The 16,622-nt window shown below is 47.2% G+C and carries 15 protein-coding genes; 11 read left to right on the forward strand and 4 right to left on the reverse strand.

The genetic code is table 11. From position 1 onward, the window contains the following. Nucleotides 1-576 precede the first annotated feature (576 nt). Nucleotides 577-1,137 (forward strand): flagellar basal body-associated FliL family protein, encoded by a 561-nt coding sequence (locus tag H525_RS0118810; protein WP_155837442.1) that lies wholly within the window; start codon nucleotides 577-579, stop codon nucleotides 1,135-1,137. A gap of 67 nt (nucleotides 1,138-1,204) precedes the next feature. On the opposite strand, the gene H525_RS29095 is transcribed toward H525_RS0118810, so the two are convergent. The 4 genes from H525_RS29095 to H525_RS0118830 all read right to left on the reverse strand — a co-directional run bounded on the left by H525_RS29095 (nucleotide 1,205) and on the right by H525_RS0118830 (nucleotide 2,340). Next, nucleotides 1,205-1,330 carry a sporulation protein YjcZ gene (locus H525_RS29095; protein WP_155837444.1) on the reverse strand — a complete coding sequence of 42 codons (126 nt, stop codon included), beginning with the start codon at nucleotides 1,328-1,330 and terminating at the stop codon, nucleotides 1,205-1,207. A 159-nt stretch (nucleotides 1,331-1,489) separates the two neighbouring features. Continuing rightward, nucleotides 1,490-1,627, reverse strand: a complete 138-nt coding sequence (locus H525_RS27620; protein ID WP_211237042.1) for a sporulation protein YjcZ — start codon at nucleotides 1,625-1,627, stop codon at nucleotides 1,490-1,492. A 207-nt stretch (nucleotides 1,628-1,834) separates the two neighbouring features. Then, entirely contained in the window at nucleotides 1,835-2,032 is a 198-nt protein-coding gene (locus H525_RS27625) for a hypothetical protein (protein WP_155837446.1), read from the reverse strand. Between the two features lie 98 nt (nucleotides 2,033-2,130). After that, on the reverse strand, nucleotides 2,131-2,340 hold the full coding sequence (locus tag H525_RS0118830) for a ferredoxin (protein WP_027417451.1): 210 nt from the start codon (nucleotides 2,338-2,340) through the stop codon (nucleotides 2,131-2,133). Between the two features lie 190 nt (nucleotides 2,341-2,530). Between H525_RS0118830 and H525_RS0118835 the strand changes: the two genes are divergently transcribed. From H525_RS0118835 to H525_RS0118885, 10 genes are all read left to right on the forward strand, one after another. Then, nucleotides 2,531-3,670: a YpbB family protein gene (locus H525_RS0118835; RefSeq protein ID WP_027417452.1), complete on the forward strand. Its 1,140-nt coding sequence runs from the start codon at nucleotides 2,531-2,533 to the stop codon at nucleotides 3,668-3,670. Continuing rightward, nucleotides 3,667-5,214 carry a RecQ family ATP-dependent DNA helicase gene (locus H525_RS24820; RefSeq protein ID WP_035102020.1) on the forward strand — a complete coding sequence of 516 codons (1,548 nt, stop codon included), beginning with the start codon at nucleotides 3,667-3,669 and terminating at the stop codon, nucleotides 5,212-5,214. Before H525_RS0118835 ends, H525_RS24820 begins: the two co-directional genes overlap by 4 nt. A gap of 63 nt (nucleotides 5,215-5,277) precedes the next feature. Beyond that, a complete protein-coding gene (locus H525_RS24825; protein WP_051331168.1) occupies nucleotides 5,278-5,865 on the forward strand; it encodes a CPBP family intramembrane glutamic endopeptidase in 588 nt (195 codons plus the stop codon). Nucleotides 5,866-5,956: 91 nt separating this feature from the next. Beyond that, nucleotides 5,957-6,700, forward strand: a complete 744-nt coding sequence (locus tag H525_RS0118855) for a LysM peptidoglycan-binding domain-containing protein (protein ID WP_027417453.1) — start codon at nucleotides 5,957-5,959, stop codon at nucleotides 6,698-6,700. An 84-nt stretch (nucleotides 6,701-6,784) separates the two neighbouring features. Continuing rightward, complete coding sequence (locus tag H525_RS0118860) at nucleotides 6,785-8,461, forward strand: DNA repair helicase XPB (protein WP_425387752.1); 1,677 nt, start codon at nucleotides 6,785-6,787, stop codon at nucleotides 8,459-8,461. Nucleotides 8,462-8,544: 83 nt separating this feature from the next. Further along, entirely contained in the window at nucleotides 8,545-9,579 is a 1,035-nt protein-coding gene (locus tag H525_RS24830; RefSeq protein ID WP_051331169.1) for a C39 family peptidase, read from the forward strand. Nucleotides 9,580-9,708: 129 nt separating this feature from the next. Next, nucleotides 9,709-11,700 carry an asparagine synthase (glutamine-hydrolyzing) gene (gene asnB / locus H525_RS24835; protein ID WP_081413506.1) on the forward strand — a complete coding sequence of 664 codons (1,992 nt, stop codon included), beginning with the start codon at nucleotides 9,709-9,711 and terminating at the stop codon, nucleotides 11,698-11,700. Between the two features lie 117 nt (nucleotides 11,701-11,817). Further along, nucleotides 11,818-12,720 carry an NAD(P)/FAD-dependent oxidoreductase gene (locus H525_RS0118875; RefSeq protein ID WP_027417455.1) on the forward strand — a complete coding sequence of 301 codons (903 nt, stop codon included), beginning with the start codon at nucleotides 11,818-11,820 and terminating at the stop codon, nucleotides 12,718-12,720. 458 nt (nucleotides 12,721-13,178) lie between these two features. Continuing rightward, the gene (locus H525_RS0118880) at nucleotides 13,179-14,183 is read left to right on the forward strand and encodes a 2-oxoacid:acceptor oxidoreductase family protein (RefSeq protein WP_027417456.1); all 1,005 of its coding nucleotides are present in this window, start codon (nucleotides 13,179-13,181) and stop codon (nucleotides 14,181-14,183) included. A gap of 22 nt (nucleotides 14,184-14,205) precedes the next feature. Beyond that, the gene (locus tag H525_RS0118885) at nucleotides 14,206-16,518 is read left to right on the forward strand and encodes a transketolase C-terminal domain-containing protein (RefSeq protein WP_027417457.1); all 2,313 of its coding nucleotides are present in this window, start codon (nucleotides 14,206-14,208) and stop codon (nucleotides 16,516-16,518) included. Nucleotides 16,519-16,622: the final 104 nt, after the last annotated feature.

Below are 16,622 nucleotides of genomic sequence, written 5' to 3' on the forward strand. Positions count from 1 at the left end.
TAGAAAGGGTGATTAGCGATCTCACCGGTATCAAAAACCCGTCAAAAAGGGAAGAAAAAGAAGAAAAACATAAATCTAAACCAGTCCAAGAAACAGAGCGTCAGCTTTGTTTGTTTAACGTGTCATGAAAAAGAGGAAATTCCTTTAAGTGTTGTAAGGGACTTTGACTTAATGGACGATGGAGATCCAACCACTCCCCCGATGTTTTCATGCGAAAAATGTGGTGGACGAATGTATCCGGAATATTATGAGGGAGTACATGGCATAAAGTACAGACTATCGGATATTCTCTAAACAAAAAAGGACCGGGCGGTTTTTGCCCGGTTTTTCTTATGAGAAAGAGCAGGATTCCGGAATAATTATCGATGCCTTCTATACATATATAAAGGGAACAAATTTGCGGCTCAAACCAAGTTCACTATTTTAACGAGGAGTGAATATATGCCCGGGAAGATTTATATTCATCACGTTTTTGAAGCGGAGAGGTTTAAAGATTACAAAGGGATGCACAAAGAAAGTAAAAGTTCGCGCCTCTGTATGGTTAGTCATTCGTAACAGTGGAGGGTGATGGTCGAAATGAAAAAAATAAAGGTTTTAATTGCTATATTTATCTTGACCATAGTAGTAGGAACAGGCTGTGCTCACCTTTCTGAAGGTACGTTTCACCCACCTTCCAAGGCTCAAAACCAGGCCCGGCAAGAAACGCAGGGACAGGCTTCTCCCGGCGGACCTTCCGCCGATTCGTCTTTTAGCAAAACGGATCAAGCCTTCCTCTCGGTTATTAAAGATTCCGTTAAAACCTCCGGGCAAATTATCGGAACATTGGACAAGGGAATCGCGGAAGCCCAGAAAAATGATGAACTGGACGACGCGGTCGATATGATGAATGATACGAAGAAACAGCTTCTTTATATCTGGAATCAAATGCATAATCATTACCACCCGGACCATCCTGCATTAAATGAAATAAAGGTCCAGTACGAAAACATTCTTATGAAATATATAGAGGGAGTACGTACGGAATTAAACGGAATATCCAGCGGGGATGTCACAAAAATGCGGAATGGATTTCAGATAACAGAAAAGGCAAAAGAGGACTTGCATACATTTTCATCGACCACACTTGCTAAATTTTAACTTTACTAAAACAAGTGAGAAAGCAAATAAAGAGCTCAGAAACTGAGCCCTTTATTTGCTTTAATGATTAAACTCCGCCACCAGCATAGCCGCCAAATGCGCCGCAGCTGCATGCAATAACGACAAGTAAGATAAAGAGCACAAGGATTACCCCAACTTCGTTAGACCAGAAACCGCCATATCCTGCCATCATGATTCCCCCTTTCCATGATTGTAATATAGAGTATGAGCAGTTTTAACATTTGGTATGGGCGCTTCTTCCTGCGGTCAGAAAATCCACCAAAGCCCACACGAGTGCTTTTCCATAACCCCGACCGAAAAAAAGAGCCCGATCCCGGGCGCTTTTTAAGAATTAAACTGCGCCGCCAGCATAGCCACCGCCGAATGCGCCGCAGCTGCAAGCGATAACCACCAGTAAGATAAAGAGCACAAGAATTACCCCAATTTCATTCCCAGGTGCAAAGAAAGTACCAAGTCCGCCATATGCCAATCAAATCTCCTCCTTTCGTTTTTACATAAGCAATTTATGCACGTCAGTACATATGTGTATGGGTGAGTACCCTATACATGGGTTAAATCCATATATGCCCAGCCATTTATCAACGAAAGGAGAAGACGCACGTTTTTTTATCCGTTAAAGAAAGTATATGTTGCTTTACAGTGTTAAAGCAACATATACTTTCCTCCATGGGTCACCTTAGAAAAACTCGCGGGAGTGTGCCGAACGTTGCTTTTTCGATGTGGAGCGTGTGGCCGGAAGGTCGATCAGACCGACAATTGTCTCCATCATTGAGGTACCCGGATGTTTTGTCGGTCCGACCTTCCGGTCACTAAGCGGCCGTTTCGCTTCCCTGCAGAAAAAGGACGAGCGGCAACGCCCGCGAGTTTTTCTCACCAGGCGAAGTTTCACACTTGATATGACCATTCGCCTCTATAATAAAATCCATAATAAAAGCCTGGCAGGTAACCGGCCAGGCTTTGTATCATTTCTTCTTATTCTTCAACTTTAATGGAATCCGTAGGGCAACCTTCAGCTGCGTCACGAACATCATCAAACAAGATGTCAGGGATTTCAGCGGTGTTGCTGTTATCATCAATTTTGTTGAATGCTAAGCCTTCATCATCATAGTCAAATACATCCGGTGCAGTTGCACCACAAGCCCCACAAGCAATACAAGTGTCTTTATCAACCCAAGTTGTCATTATCTCTTCCACCTCCACGTATTATGCGAAAAGCTCTGCTACTTCTCATACATCATTTTAGACATTGTGGGAGTGAATTTCAAGCCATATCCTAAAAAAATGAATGAAAAAAAGACGCTGACTCCTGATGCTGCCACCCGTGTAGTATAATGACACATAGGAAAGTTCTTTGCTCGGGAGGTGACACATCGTGAGTGAGACGTATGCATATGGAATTGTTTTATTGCTGGCCGAACGTTTTGCAGGGAACCGCTCACCAAGAGCGCTCGTTCATCTTTTAAAAGGCAGAAAAAATCATCAGGTCATTCAGGATGCGGCGCTGTTTGGCGTTTCTCTCCTCTACGGATTTTTTTCTTCCTTAACCTATGAGGAAATCGAGGGGCTGGTAAAGGAAACGATCGTCAGGGGTTGGACGGCGATTAGAGCGGACAAGCGAAATGGAATAGAAAAAGGCTTACGAAACGAAACGATAGTTTGTACGGAAACCGGTGAGGAACGTTTACGGAAATGGGAAGAGACATATCATTATGAATCCGGTTTGCGTGTGATTCAATCCGTCCATGACAGGCGCAGAGCCGTACGCTTCTGGAAGAGGCTGGAGTTACTCGTGCAGACGCTGTCCTATCTTTCCCAGCGGGATCGGAAGTTCTCTCCTGTTGTTGAAGAACGAATCATCCAGCAGGATGTAAAATATCTCATCGGTCACCATGAGCCGCTGGAGCTGTCCCGGAACTTAAAACGGGAAATCGCCGAATGGATGACACGATTAGAAGATTGGGAGCAGCAAATCCTCCTGTTTCGTTTGAGCGGCAGGAACAAGACAGGCCTTACCTATCCTCAACTGGCCCATCGGCTGGGAAAATCCGCGGATTTTGTGCGATTTCATCTGCTCAGGCTTGCGGCCGAACGGCTTGCACAGGTGACGAACGGTTTCTCAACAACGGACGAGAGGCAGGCGGATTCAAACCCCTGCTTATTTTTTCTGCTCGGGGCCCAGGAGCAAGCCGCCGCCCTTAGCGAAACGTCGCGGAAAACAAAGCAGATGCTGGATGCGGGATTATCGCTGGACGAGATTGGGCACCGCCGCCGTTTAAAAAAAGGGACGGTGGAAGACCACGTCGTTGAGATTGCCATTGCGGACCCCGCCTTTGATATTACACGCTTTGTCACAAGAGAAAAAATTGCCTATATTCACCGTATTATGAGGGAGCGTAACACACGAAAACTGGGTGAAATCAAAAAAATTACAGGTGAATTCTGTACGTTCCTTGAGATCAGGCTGGCGTGTACCTGCAGGGAGGCCGCTGTGGAAGGGGTGGATGCAAAATGATGAAGGAAACGGTAAAAAAGGCGCTGGAGCACTATTTTTCTTATCGTGAATTCCGGCCGGGACAGCGGGAAATTATCGAATATGCTCTGCGCGGGGAATCAGTGCTTGGCATTCTGGCAACCGGCGGAGGGAAATCACTGTGCTACCAGCTGCCGGCCCTCCTGTTTCCTTACATGACGGTTGTTGTTTCTCCGCTTATTTCGTTGATGGCCGACCAGGTACGCCAATTGCGCAGCAAAGGAATCGGAGGAATCGAGTACATAAACAGCGCGTTAGCGCCTGAGGAATATAAATGGAAGATGAAAAAACTAAGGGATAGAAAGATAAAAATTCTGTACGTTTCTCCCGAGAAGCTGCAGCAGGATTCATTTATGCAGCAGCTCGCGGGTATTCCCGTGTCCCTTTTTGTTGTCGATGAAGCGCACTGCATTTCCCAGTGGGGGCATGATTTCCGCACCGATTACCAGCGGTTGAAGGACTGTATCCACCGTTTGGGAGACCCACCGGTGATGGCATTGACAGCGACGGCTACTTCTGATGTGCAAAAAGACATTTGCTTACAGCTTGGCGTTCCGGCGGCTCATACCGTCAAGCATTCATTGAACCGGAGCAATATTTGTTATGACGTACAGTTCGTGGGCGACAAAAAAGAAAAGGATGAAGTGCTGTTGTATAAGCTTGGCTCACTTCAGGGACCCGGTCTCGTCTACTTCCGTTCCCGCAATGGTGCGGAACGGGCGTGTGCGCTTGCCGAACAAGCCGGTATTTCGTGCGCGTACTATCACGGAGGAATGCCGGCAAGCGACCGACTTCTTGTCCAGCAGCAATTTTTAAACGGAGAGATTACTCTCGTATTTGCGACGAACGCATTTGGAATGGGAATTGACAAATCAGACATTCGCTTTGTCATCCATTATCACCTTCCTACGGATATGGAGTCGTATTTACAGGAAGTCGGTCGTGTCGGACGGGACGGTGCGCCGGGGTATACCTGTTTACTTTATATGCCGGAAGATATGGCGCTCCCCCGTCAGTTAATCGCCGAGGAATATCCCGACATCACGCAAACGCGGGATTTTGTTCACTATATCGCCGGTCATCAGGGGAATATCAGCACCGTCCAATCGATAGCGGCGCTTGAGGAGTGGGGGCTAAACGAACTGCATCTTGGCATTCTCCTCTACCATATGGAAAAGGGCGGCTGGATTCGCAGCCTGGAACGGACGAAAGATGGATGGACATTTGGAGTGGCGGACCGGATATCCGGTAATTACCAGAATTTATTTGATATAATGATGAAGCGGCGGGAATTGCGTTATGGTAGATTAAAAGAAATGGAACGGTGGATTGAAAGCCGTACCTGCCGACGCCGGCAAATAGGGGATTATTTTTCCCAATCACACAGTGGTTCCCTCGCGAGTTGTTGTGACCGCTGTGGGATTGACTACTCTTTATATGAAGTTCAACCGGCTTCGGCCATTCCGCATACGGATCAGGCGGTGTGGGACTGGGAGCGCGAGCTGGATCGCTTACTGCCTTTATGATGGATACAATGCAAAACACTTTATTATGCGAGACGTTTGAACCGAAACCCGGGAGGAAGGCGTATGGGTTTACAGAAAAAAGAAATAGACAGTCGTACGCTGATTATCAATGTTTATATTTCTCAAACGATTCTTTTGTTTGTTGGACTGCTTGTCTTCTATTTGTTCTGCAGGCAGCGAATGACCCTGGAATACCTGTTCGGTTGGCTTCATCCGCAGGAAATTATTATATATGGTACAGCTTCCGCAGCGCTTGTTGTACTGGTTGAGGTAATCATGGCGGTTGCGCTGCCCTATGAATGGTTTGATGATGGCGGGTTGAACCAGTTGCTGTTTCGCAACATGCCTTACTGGCACATAGCCGTCCTGTCCGTGTTTGTCGGGATATCGGAGGAAATCCTCTTTCGCGGTGTTATTCAATCGCTGCTTGGCATCTGGATATCCAGCGCTATTTTTGCGCTGATTCATGTGCGGTATTTAAAGAAATGGGTCATGCTGGTGTCCGTCATCCTGATCAGCCTTCTTTTTGGCTGGTTGTTTATACGTACAGGAACGCTTTGGACAGTGATTCTCGCCCATTCGCTCGTTGACTTTGTCCTCGGTTGTTTTACGCGCCGTGGTTGGTTTGTTCCAAAGAAGGAAGGAATTTAATGCCGGAAGTCGAATTAACTCCAGAAAGTCGAATCGAACTACGGAACTCAGGTGAGAAGGTAGAATATATGAAAATAGTGAGGCGTGAGCAATGAGTAAAAACCAAGTCGATATTCGTGACCAAGCCGAAGTGTTTCGTGAAAAAGTAAAGCGCGATCCTGATGAGGTGAACGATTCGTCTTCGGTGGATTCCATGACACCGGCAAGCTCCTTGCCGCCCCGAAGCCAGGTTCACGCGAAAGCGCCACCGATGAAGAGGGCCCCCTTCTATATCGGTGGGGCTGTTGTGCTGGCCCTCGCCATTGGGGGAGGAGGATGGTGGTATCTACAGGGGCAGAAAAGTACACCAACGGCAGCATCGGCCGCAGCCGGAAATATACAGCCTGTAAAGGGGGTACAGGAACGTCCTCCTGCGGAAACCGATGAAGCCGCGAAACCGACCGTGATCGTTCCTCCTGCACCAAAGGATTCGAAAGAGGCAAAGGTGGGTTCGCCAGCACCGACTGCCGAAGTATCGGCAGTCGGTGCTGTCTCTAAGAAGGCTCAACCTTCCGCCACGGGGTCTGCAAAAGCACCCGCTGCGAAACCGGACAAGCCGGAATCTTCCGCTGTGCTAACAACGAAGCGTGCAGAAGCAGAAAGCCCAGAACCGCGGAAGAAAAAAAACCGCGTGGTTTATCATCGAATTCAGCAGGGTGAGACGTTGTATAAAATTTCTAAGCGGTATTATCAAACAGGCAGATATCAATACTACCTTGCCAATTATAATGGGATTAAAGATACCACGAATGTAATAGTCGGAACCGTCATTGCTATTCCCATGCCACCCCGTTAACAACCGGGTGGTTTTTTGGTTCATACTAAAAGATAGAGTGATGCAGGCTCTGAGAAACCAGGCCGATAACATGGAGGAATGAATATGAACGATAATCCGCTAATTGTCCAGGGAGATCGAACCCTACTGCTTGAAGTGAACCATCCACTTTACCGCGAGGTGAGAAATGAAATTCTGCCTTTTGCGGAGTTGGTTAAAAGCCCGGATTATATCCATACGTATCGCATGACCCCTCTGTCTCTCTGGAACGCCGCGTCCCTTGGTCTGACAGCGGAGGCAATTATCGAGACGCTCCTGAAGTATTCGAAGTATGAAATGCCGCGCCATATTTTTCAGGAAATACACCATACCGTAGCGCGCTATGGTAAATTGAAGCTCACCCTTGTTAATGATGAACTGATTCTAACGGCATGCGAGGAAGAGATCATAACGGATCTACTCGGGTATACGTCGATTGCCCGCCTTGTGCTCCGGCAAATCGACGCACGTACAGTGGTTATCCCAAAATATCTGAGAGGAGCTATTAAACAGTCGCTCATTAAACTCGGATATCCCGTACAGGACGTATCCGGCTACACAGATGGAGAGCCGCTGGCGGTAACGCTGGAGGAGACGGCCGATTTCACTCTTCGCTCCTATCAAAAAGAATCGGTTGATGCTTTCTATGCGGGTGGCACCGTTTACGGGGGTAATGGCGTGATCGTTCTCCCTTGCGGCGCTGGCAAAACGATCGTAGGAATGGCCGCTATCGCCAGGGTGGGGATGGCGACCCTGATTTTGACAAGCAATACTACGTCCGTTCACCAATGGCGGGAAGAAATTATCAAGCGGACATCGCTAACGCCAGAGGAGGTTGGAGTTTACACAGGCCAGGAAAAACAAGTGCGTCCGATAACCATTAGTACATACCAAATGATCACCTACCGAAAAACGGACGGTGACTTTCCTCACCTTGCGCTTTTTCACGAACGAAACTGGGGGTTGATCGTCTACGATGAGGTTCATTTATTGCCTGCTCCTGTGTTTCGTATGACCGCTGATATTCAAGCGAAAAGGCGATTGGGATTGACGGCCACTCTTGTCCGGGAAGATGGGCGGGAAGAAGATGTGTTCAGCCTGATTGGCCCGAAAAAATATGAATTGCCATGGCGCACGCTGGAGGAGGCCGGATTTATTGCGCGCGCCTCATGCACGGAAATTCGGGTTCCGCTTATAGGGAAAGAGCGGCGCGCGTATATCGAAGCGGGGGAGCGTCAAAAATTCCGCATCGCTTCGGAGAATTCCGAGAAAATCAGAGTAATTAAGGAACTGCTGTTGCAACACAAGAATGACCAGATGCTTATTATCGGACAATACGTATCCCAATTGGAATTTTTGTCAGAAGAGTTAGGCATTCCGCTCGTCACAGGACGAACGCCTCATGCGGAGCGGGAAATATTGTACGCGAAATTTCGCAGTGGACAGCTTGGAAGATTAATTGTTTCGCGGGTCGCTAATTTTGCAGTGGATCTGCCGGACGCCAATGTGGCCGTCCAGTTGTCCGGAACATTTGGCTCCCGTCAGGAGGAGGCGCAGCGCCTCGGAAGGATTCTCCGCCCGAAAGCGAACAACCATGCGTATTTTTACACGGTTGTCTCTTCGAATTCCAATGAGGAACAATATGCCTTAAAGCGGCAGATGTTTCTTGTAGAGCAAGGATACACATATGAACTCATCCATAAAGAAGAAAATTTGCGAAAAACAATGTCGGATTTTCTATAAAAACCCGATTCACTTATCCCCTTCTGTCCTTTTTGTGGTAGTATATGTTACGAGAGAGGAAATCGATCGAAGGGGAAAAGTCGATGAAGAAAAAAATATTCTTTCTCGCTGTGTTGTGTTTTGCAGCACTGGGGTATGTTTTTAATGAAGATCCGACGTTTACGTTCGCTTTTAAAAGCTCCCAGGTTAAGTCTACGGTAGAGCAGCTTCAAGTGAGGGAACAACCGGCGAGAACTTTTGAAGTATATGAGTATAATACATTATTAAAGTCTTTTGGGACGTTTGAAGAGGCGGTTAACTATGCGCGGCAGCACACTCATGCATCCGTGCGAAAAAAGCAGGGGGATGAGCTGTGGAATAATTACGGTCCGTTTATCGTATATACAAACGGCCGCTACGCCAGTGATTTTTCTACATATAAAGAGGCGCTTTCTTATGCGAGGAAAGCAAAGTCTGCTGCCATCTACACACATATCGACCACCTGCTCATCTGGAATAGCGGAGACCCGCTAAAAGGCAGTGCGCAGGTGGATGCCCCGCTACTTTCACAGCTGCCCGAACTGCCGCGGGGATGTGAAGTGACCAGCCTCGCGATGCTTCTTGGGTCTGCCGGCATTCAAGTGGACAAAATGACGCTTGCTAATGAAGTAGCAAGGGATACTACACCTTATACGCAAGAGAACGGTCAGGTGTACTTTGGAAATCCGAATACCGGTTTTGTCGGTAGCATGACCTCGCTTGATGATCCGGGGTTTGGTGTCTTTCACGGGCCGATTAAAGATTTGGCAGAAAAATATTTGCCCAATCGAATTGTGGATTTAACAGGCATCGGTTTCTCGGATATTTTGTACCAGATACAAAAGGGAAGGCCTGTATGGATCATTTCCAATGCCGAATTTGTACCTCTGGATGACAGCTATTTTCAAACGTGGGATACGCCAACGGGAAAGATTAGCACTACATATAAAGAACATTCCGTATTGTTAACAGGATATGATGATTCATATGTATATTTTAATGATCCGCTGGCCGGTGTGAAAAATCGAAGGATGCCGCTTCCCAGCTTTAAAGCTGCATGGGAGCAGATGGGAAGCCAGGCGATCACGTATATCAAATAATCTTGGTAACTTCTGGTACTGTTTCATGTAAGGGCCAGAAGTTTTTTTGAATGGAAGTTTTTCATTTGATTTTAAGAATTTATGGGTAGACTTATAGTTATTACGTGAATGACTAGGAGATTACAATCAATGTGTGGATTTGTTACTGTTTATAACAAACAGCAAAAGCCCGTCTCACGCGAGAAACTTGAGAAAATGACTCGCATTATCGCGCATCGCGGACCGGACGATGAGGGCTTTTTAGTGGAAAATCATATAGGATTAGGTTTTCGCAGGCTTAGTATTATTGATTTGCAGCACGGTGCTCAGCCGCTGAGCAATGCGGCCGGTGATATTTGGATTACGTTCAACGGTGAAATTTATAATTATTTGGAATTAAAGGCCTGGCTGGCCGATAAAGGACATGAGTTTCAAACGACGTCCGATACGGAAGTAATTGTTCACCTGTACGAGGAAGTAGGGATGGAGTGTCCGAAATATTTACGCGGCATGTTTGGTTTCACGATTCTTGATTTGAAGCGCAATCTATTGTTTGGCGCACGCGATCCGTTTGGCATTAAGCCGTTGTACTGGACGGAAACCCCTGACAGCTTTTTGTTTGGTTCAGAGATTAAATCGCTTCTGGAATCCGGTGAGACCGAACGGGAAGTGGATATTCACTCTTTTTATCATTACCTTACCTATCAGTATGTACCGGAACCTGCCACCATGTTCCGTGGGATTCATAAGCTGGAAGCCGGACATCAATTTGTGATTCAAGATGATACACTCACGATCGAACGGTACTATACGGTCGAATTTAAACCGGAGGACAAGCCTCTCTCTTACTATATTGAGGGAATTCAGCATGTTTTGGAAGAGTCGGTACGGCTGCATCGCATAAGCGATGTGCCGCGGGGCGCGTTCTTGTCCGGGGGTATCGATTCAAGCGCACTCGTTGCTCTGCTGCAAAGGCTGGAACCGACCAAAACGTTCTCGGTCGGATTTGAAATCCCCGGTTACAGTGAACTTGATCTCTCCCGGCAAACGGCTGCTTATCTCGGGACGGAACACCATGAGATCCGCGTAAACGCCGAGCAGTACCTTGCCGCGCTGCCTTCACTCGTATGGCACCAGGATGAACCTGTAGCAGATCCGGCGGCGGTAGGGCTTTATTTTGTATCCCAGCTCGCCCGCCAGCATGTAACCGTCGCGTTTTCCGGTGAGGGGGCCGATGAGTTTTTTGGCGGCTATAACATTTACCGGGAACCTTATGATTTGCGCCATATCCAGCGGCTCCCGCGGTTTGTCCGTACCATTTTACGCAGCATAGCGTCACGCATGCCGGTAGGGATGAAAGGAAAAAGTTATATTGAAAGAGGCACGACCCCGCTTGAGGAACGCTTTTTTGGAAATGCGAAGATCTTTACGGATGAGGCAAAGCGGGATATTGTAAAAGCTGAACTGTTTGATACGGTTCCTTATCAGACGGCCCGTACCGTAACGGCTCCTCTGTATAAGAATACAGATCATTACGATGATGTCACACGCATGCAATATGTTGATATCCATACATGGCTTCGCGGGGATATATTAATGAAAGCGGACAAAATGTCGATGGCCAATTCACTGGAAGTGCGGGTTCCGTTTGTCGATCCGAAAGTATTTGAATTTGCGGCGACGATTCCCACGAAGTATAAAATTGCAGAGGGAACAACAAAATATGCTCTGCGTCAAGCGATGAAGGAATTTTTGCCGGCTGACGTGCAGAGCAGAAAAAAACTTGGCTTTCCGGTTCCGACCCGCGTGTGGCTTCGTGCCGAGTGGTATGAGTGGGCGCGAGACTTAATTGATAGCGCGGCGGTCGACAGATACTTGAACAAGGACGTTGTGCGTTCCATGCTGGAGGATCATCGCGACGGCAAAGCAGACTACAGCCGTAAACTCTGGACCCTCTTGATTTTTATGCTTTGGCACCAGATTTTTATCGAAAATAAAGCCGGTTTGCAGCATGACGCCGCCACATCACCATTGGCAGAGGACATACAGGCGCAGCAGGATCAGGAGACAAACATAAACGAGAAGCAGAATGAATCGTTCCAAGATGAATCGTCTAAGGATAACGTTTCGTCCATTTCATAAACAGTAACTCAGATAGAAAACCGCCACATTACCGCCATACCGGATGTGGCGGTTCTTCTTTTTTTGGGTAACACTAATAAGGGGAAAAGGCTTGTTCCCAGGAAAGGTGTGATAAACATGTATGATTGTGCGGTGATAGGCGGTGGAATCGCGGGGCTGCAGGCTTCCGTTATACTGGGGCGTTATATGCACAATACCGTCGTGATTGATCGCCATCATGGTCGCTCGCTGATGGCAAAGAACTATAAAAATATTCTTGGTTGGCCTAACGGTATTTCCGGCCCGCAGCTTCGTGAGGTCGGGTGGAACCAGGCGCGTGAAGTTGGAGTGGAATTCGTGGAAGCCGCTGTGATCGGTGGTTATAAAAAAGGGAACTCTTTTGTTCTTCAATGCAGCAACGGAACGATGATAGAAGCAAAGCGGCTGCTCATAAGTACCGGTTTACTTGATCAAATTCCGGAAAACATAGAAGGGTTAAAAGATGTGCTTGGCCTTGCTGTTTATGTTTGCCCTGATTGTGATGGATATGAAATCAAAGATAAGCGAACGCTGGTTTTTGGAGCCGGAGATGTCGGTGCATCTCTGGCATGTATGCTGCTTTACTGGACGAAAGAAGTTACGTATATCAATCATGAGCCGGATAGCCGGCCAGTGTCCCCGCATTGGCTGGATAAATGCAAGGAGAAAAGCGTGGCCATTGTAGAGGGGCCGATCCGCAGGGTGAATTATGCGGATTTGCAAGCCTTATCGTCTGTGGAGTTAACAAACGGCGAAATTATCGAAGGTGAAAAAGGATTTATTGCGTTTGGAGGCAACGAGCCGCAATCGGACCTGGCAAGCCAGCTCGGGGTTGAACGATTGGAAAACGGTCATATTCCGGTAGACGGAAGAAGCAAAAAGACGAATGTCCCGAACATCTGGGCAGCCGGGGACGTGGTGGCCCACTCCCAGCTTGTAGCCATTGCGATGGGAGACGGAGCGCAGGCGGCTATCTGGATTCATAAAAGTTTACAAAAATGACTGTTATATATCAAACAATACATTATTATAATACACTCTATTAAAGTGACAGAATTTCTCAGCTTGGCGACCAGCTGAGTTTTTTTATTTATTAATTTAAATATGTTGTTAATAGTTATAATTAAACTCTGTACCAGTGTTATTTTTATAATTGTTATATATCTGTTTTTCATATAGATTACCAATGAGTTTAAAAAGTATCCTTATCCAGAAAGGAAAGAAAGCGATTTAAAAATGAAGGACCATTTTTATTAAAGATAACGTAAAAACTGTTGTCATATGAAATCATGTCTGTTATAATCTAAATATCGATTGAAAACAATTCCATAATCCTATAGTAAACCAAATAAACTTTATGGGAAGTTGTGGGAAGAGAGTCTGTAAAAAATCGAAAAAAGAAATGTGTATCAATTATTCTAACTGCTGTTTTGTCCAGTGATTAAAGGAGGGTATAGGGGATGTCGATACTTCCGAAGAAAAATGAACTTGGGTTTTATGAAATTCGCCTGGAGTCAATCGGTGGGCTCGGAGCGAATTTGGCCGGAAAAATGCTGGCGGAAGCCGGAGTGTTAGGTCTAGGTTTAAATGGAATGAATTTTTCGTCATATGGTTCGGAAAAGAAAGGGTCTCCCGTTAAGTCGTTTATTCGTTTTAGCGATCCGGATGTGAATATTCGGGCGGCAAGCCCAATTGAGCGCCCGCATGTTGTCGGTATTTTCCATGAAGCGCTTTATAAAACAGTGGATGTTGTTTCGGGTCTTGATTCCGAGGGAATTGTCCTGGTCAACTCGACACGCAGCTATGATGAGGTGCGCGAATCGGTGAACCTCGAACATGGAACGCTTGCGATTGTTGACGCTCTCGGCATCGCTGTGGAGGAAAAAACAAAGGTTAACACCGCCATGTTAGGTGCGCTCTTCCGGGTTTGCGATTTTCTCGATCCGGAAGCGATGAAAAACGTCATCCGGAAAACGTTTGAGAAAAAATATCCACATCTTGTTGAACCGAATATTCGCACATTTGACCGCGGATATAATGAAGTGGCTTTTAAAACGTATGAAGCTTCTGAAGGGGCAGAAGGAAAGCTGTTCGTTCGTCCGGTTCCTGCCCTGGGGTACATGACCCAGCCGATGGGTGGAGTCATCATAAACCCTGGCAACAGCATTCTTAAGGATTTGAGCGGCAGCAGACAGGGATTTTTACCTGAATACCATGCGGACAAATGCATTCACTGTGCGGCTTGCGATACGGTTTGCCCGGATTTTTGCTTCGTATGGGAAGAGGGACAGGATAAAAAAGGCCGTCCTCAGATGTTCTTAAGCGGAATTGACTATCAATACTGCAAAGGATGCTTAAAATGCGTGCAGGCATGTCCTGTTGAAGCGTTATCGGAAATGCGTGAAGATATCGGGTATGCCGAAGAACATCGAGTTCCGCATAAATTTGTATTAGCCTCTAACTAAAGTGACGGGGGGAGAAGAGAAAATGGCAATCGATTATGAAAAAGAAAAAGCTGCGCTGAATGGCGGGCAGGAAACAAAACCCGAGCAAAAGCTGACATTTGAGTCTGGAAATGAAATGGCGGCGATGGCGGCCGCTCAGATTAACTATCATGTGATGGGATATTTCCCGATTACGCCTTCCACGGAAGTGGCTCAGTTCCTGGATGCGATGAAGGCTCGCGGAGAGCACGATATCGTGCTGATTCCGGCAGACGGTGAGCATGGATCCGCGGGGATCTGCTATGGGGCGGCCGCAGCCGGCGGACGTGTGTTCAATGCGACAAGCGCCAACGGGTTCCTTTATATGATCGAACAGCTTCCCGTGCAATCCGGAACCCGTTTTCCGATGGTTTTAAATCTTGTTACCCGAGCAATTAGCGGCCCGCTTGATATTCGGGGCGACCACTCCGACCTCTATTACGGGCTAAATATTGGCTGGCCCATTCTGCTTGCACGTGACCCGCAGGCCGTTTACGATATGAATATTATCGCTTTACGTGTAGCTGAACATAAAGACGTACGTCTGCCGGTCATGGTGGCTTACGACGGATTTTTCACCTCCCACCAGAAGCGGCGTGTTAATTATTTTGCAGACCGAAAAGTGGTGCAGGAATTCGTAGGGGAAATGCCGACGGGATATGTGCACGCCCTTGATCCTGAAAACCCGGTTACGATTGGTCCGTATATGAACGACCCTGACCTTATCAATAATAACTACCAGCAATCGGAAGCTATGTACCGGGCCGGTGAGATTTTTAAAGAAATAGCAGCTGAATACGAAAAAATATCCGGAAGGAAGTATGAAACCCTTGATTTATACCGTATGGAAGATGCCGAAGTGGCTGTATTCCTCCTGAATTCAGCCGCAGAAAGTGCCAAAGACGTTGCGGATGAATTGCGCAAACAGGGCATTAAAGCCGGCGTAATCAGTCCTAATGTGATTCGCCCATGGCCGAAAGAAGAAATCCAGGAAGCCTGCAAAAACTTGAAAGCCATTCTTATCGGTGAGCGTGCGGATTCATACGGCGGACACGGCGCTAACTTAACGCATGAGTTGAAGTCAACTCTGCAGGAGATAAAAGGCAACGAGACGATTGTAATCAGTCGTATTTTTGGTGTCGGCGGGAAAGACTTCTACCACGATGATGCGCAGGCGTTCTTCAATCTCGCAATTGAAGCAGCCGATCTCGGTTATGCACCTAAGCCGTTTGATTACTTCGGGCATAATCCGGGAGACCCGGAAAAAACGCCGAAGCGTGTGCTTGAACCGCTGCATGGAGATGCGTTTAAAACAGGACTCATTACGGTCAAACCAAATGAGACGACAGGAAAGCTTGATGTGAAAATTCCGCCGATGCGTGCGCTTATGGGCAAACCGAAGCGAATCGCGCCGGGGCACGGGGCATGTCCGGGCTGTGGGATTTTCCCGGGGCTTGAATTGTTCTTTAAAGGCATTGAAGGCGACATTGTCGTCCTGTTCCAGACCGGCTGCGCGATGGTTGTTACGACCGGATATCCGTACAGTTCACATAAACAGTCGTATATTCACAACTTGTTCCAGAACGGAGCAGCTACGTTATCCGGTGCAGTAGAGATGTTCTTCGAACGGAAGCGCCGTGGTGAAATCGAAGTAGCTGATGACTTTACCTTTGTCATGGTCACCGGAGACGGTGGGATGGATATCGGCATGGGACCCGCTATTGGGACGGCTCTTCGCAACCACAAAATGATCATCCTTGAGTACGATAATGAAGGCTACATGAATACGGGAAGCCAGCTTTCCTACTCGACACCGCTCGGTCATATGACCTCAACTTCCAATGTTGGCAAGAGCCAGGGCGGCAAGAGATTCCACCACAAAGACACGGCGCAAATTATGGCAGCGACCAATATTGCGTATGTGTTTACCGGAACGGAAGCCTTCCCGCAGGACCTTTTGAAAAAAGCCGCTAAAGCGCAGTGGTATGCACAAAATGTTGGCCTCGTGTACGGAAAAATTCTCATTGCCTGTCCACTTAACTGGAAGTCCCCGGATGAACAGGGCGGATCGATCGTGGAAGCGGCTGTTAACTCATGCTTCTTCCCACTGTATGAGGTTGAGCAGGGAATTACTAATATCACGTACAATCCGGAGGAAAAAAACAAGCGGATTGAAGTGAAAGAGTGGCTCAAATTGATGGGGAAAACAAAACACCTCACGAAACCTGAGTATGAAGCAGCGCTCCAATCGTTCGGTGATGAAGTGGAACGCAGATGGAACCGACTCAAAGCCAAGCACGAAAACGAGTATCTATAAAACCACATCATAAAATCCGGAGGGCCTACCCTTTCCGGATTTTTCTTTGGCCATAAAAAAGTTTGCATGATAATTATTTTGCCGGTTTGGCTACGGTAGTGAAA

This window comes from Aneurinibacillus terranovensis DSM 18919 (genome assembly GCF_000430625.1).
Taxonomy (GTDB): Bacteria; Bacillota; Bacilli; order Aneurinibacillales; family Aneurinibacillaceae; genus Aneurinibacillus_B; species Aneurinibacillus_B terranovensis.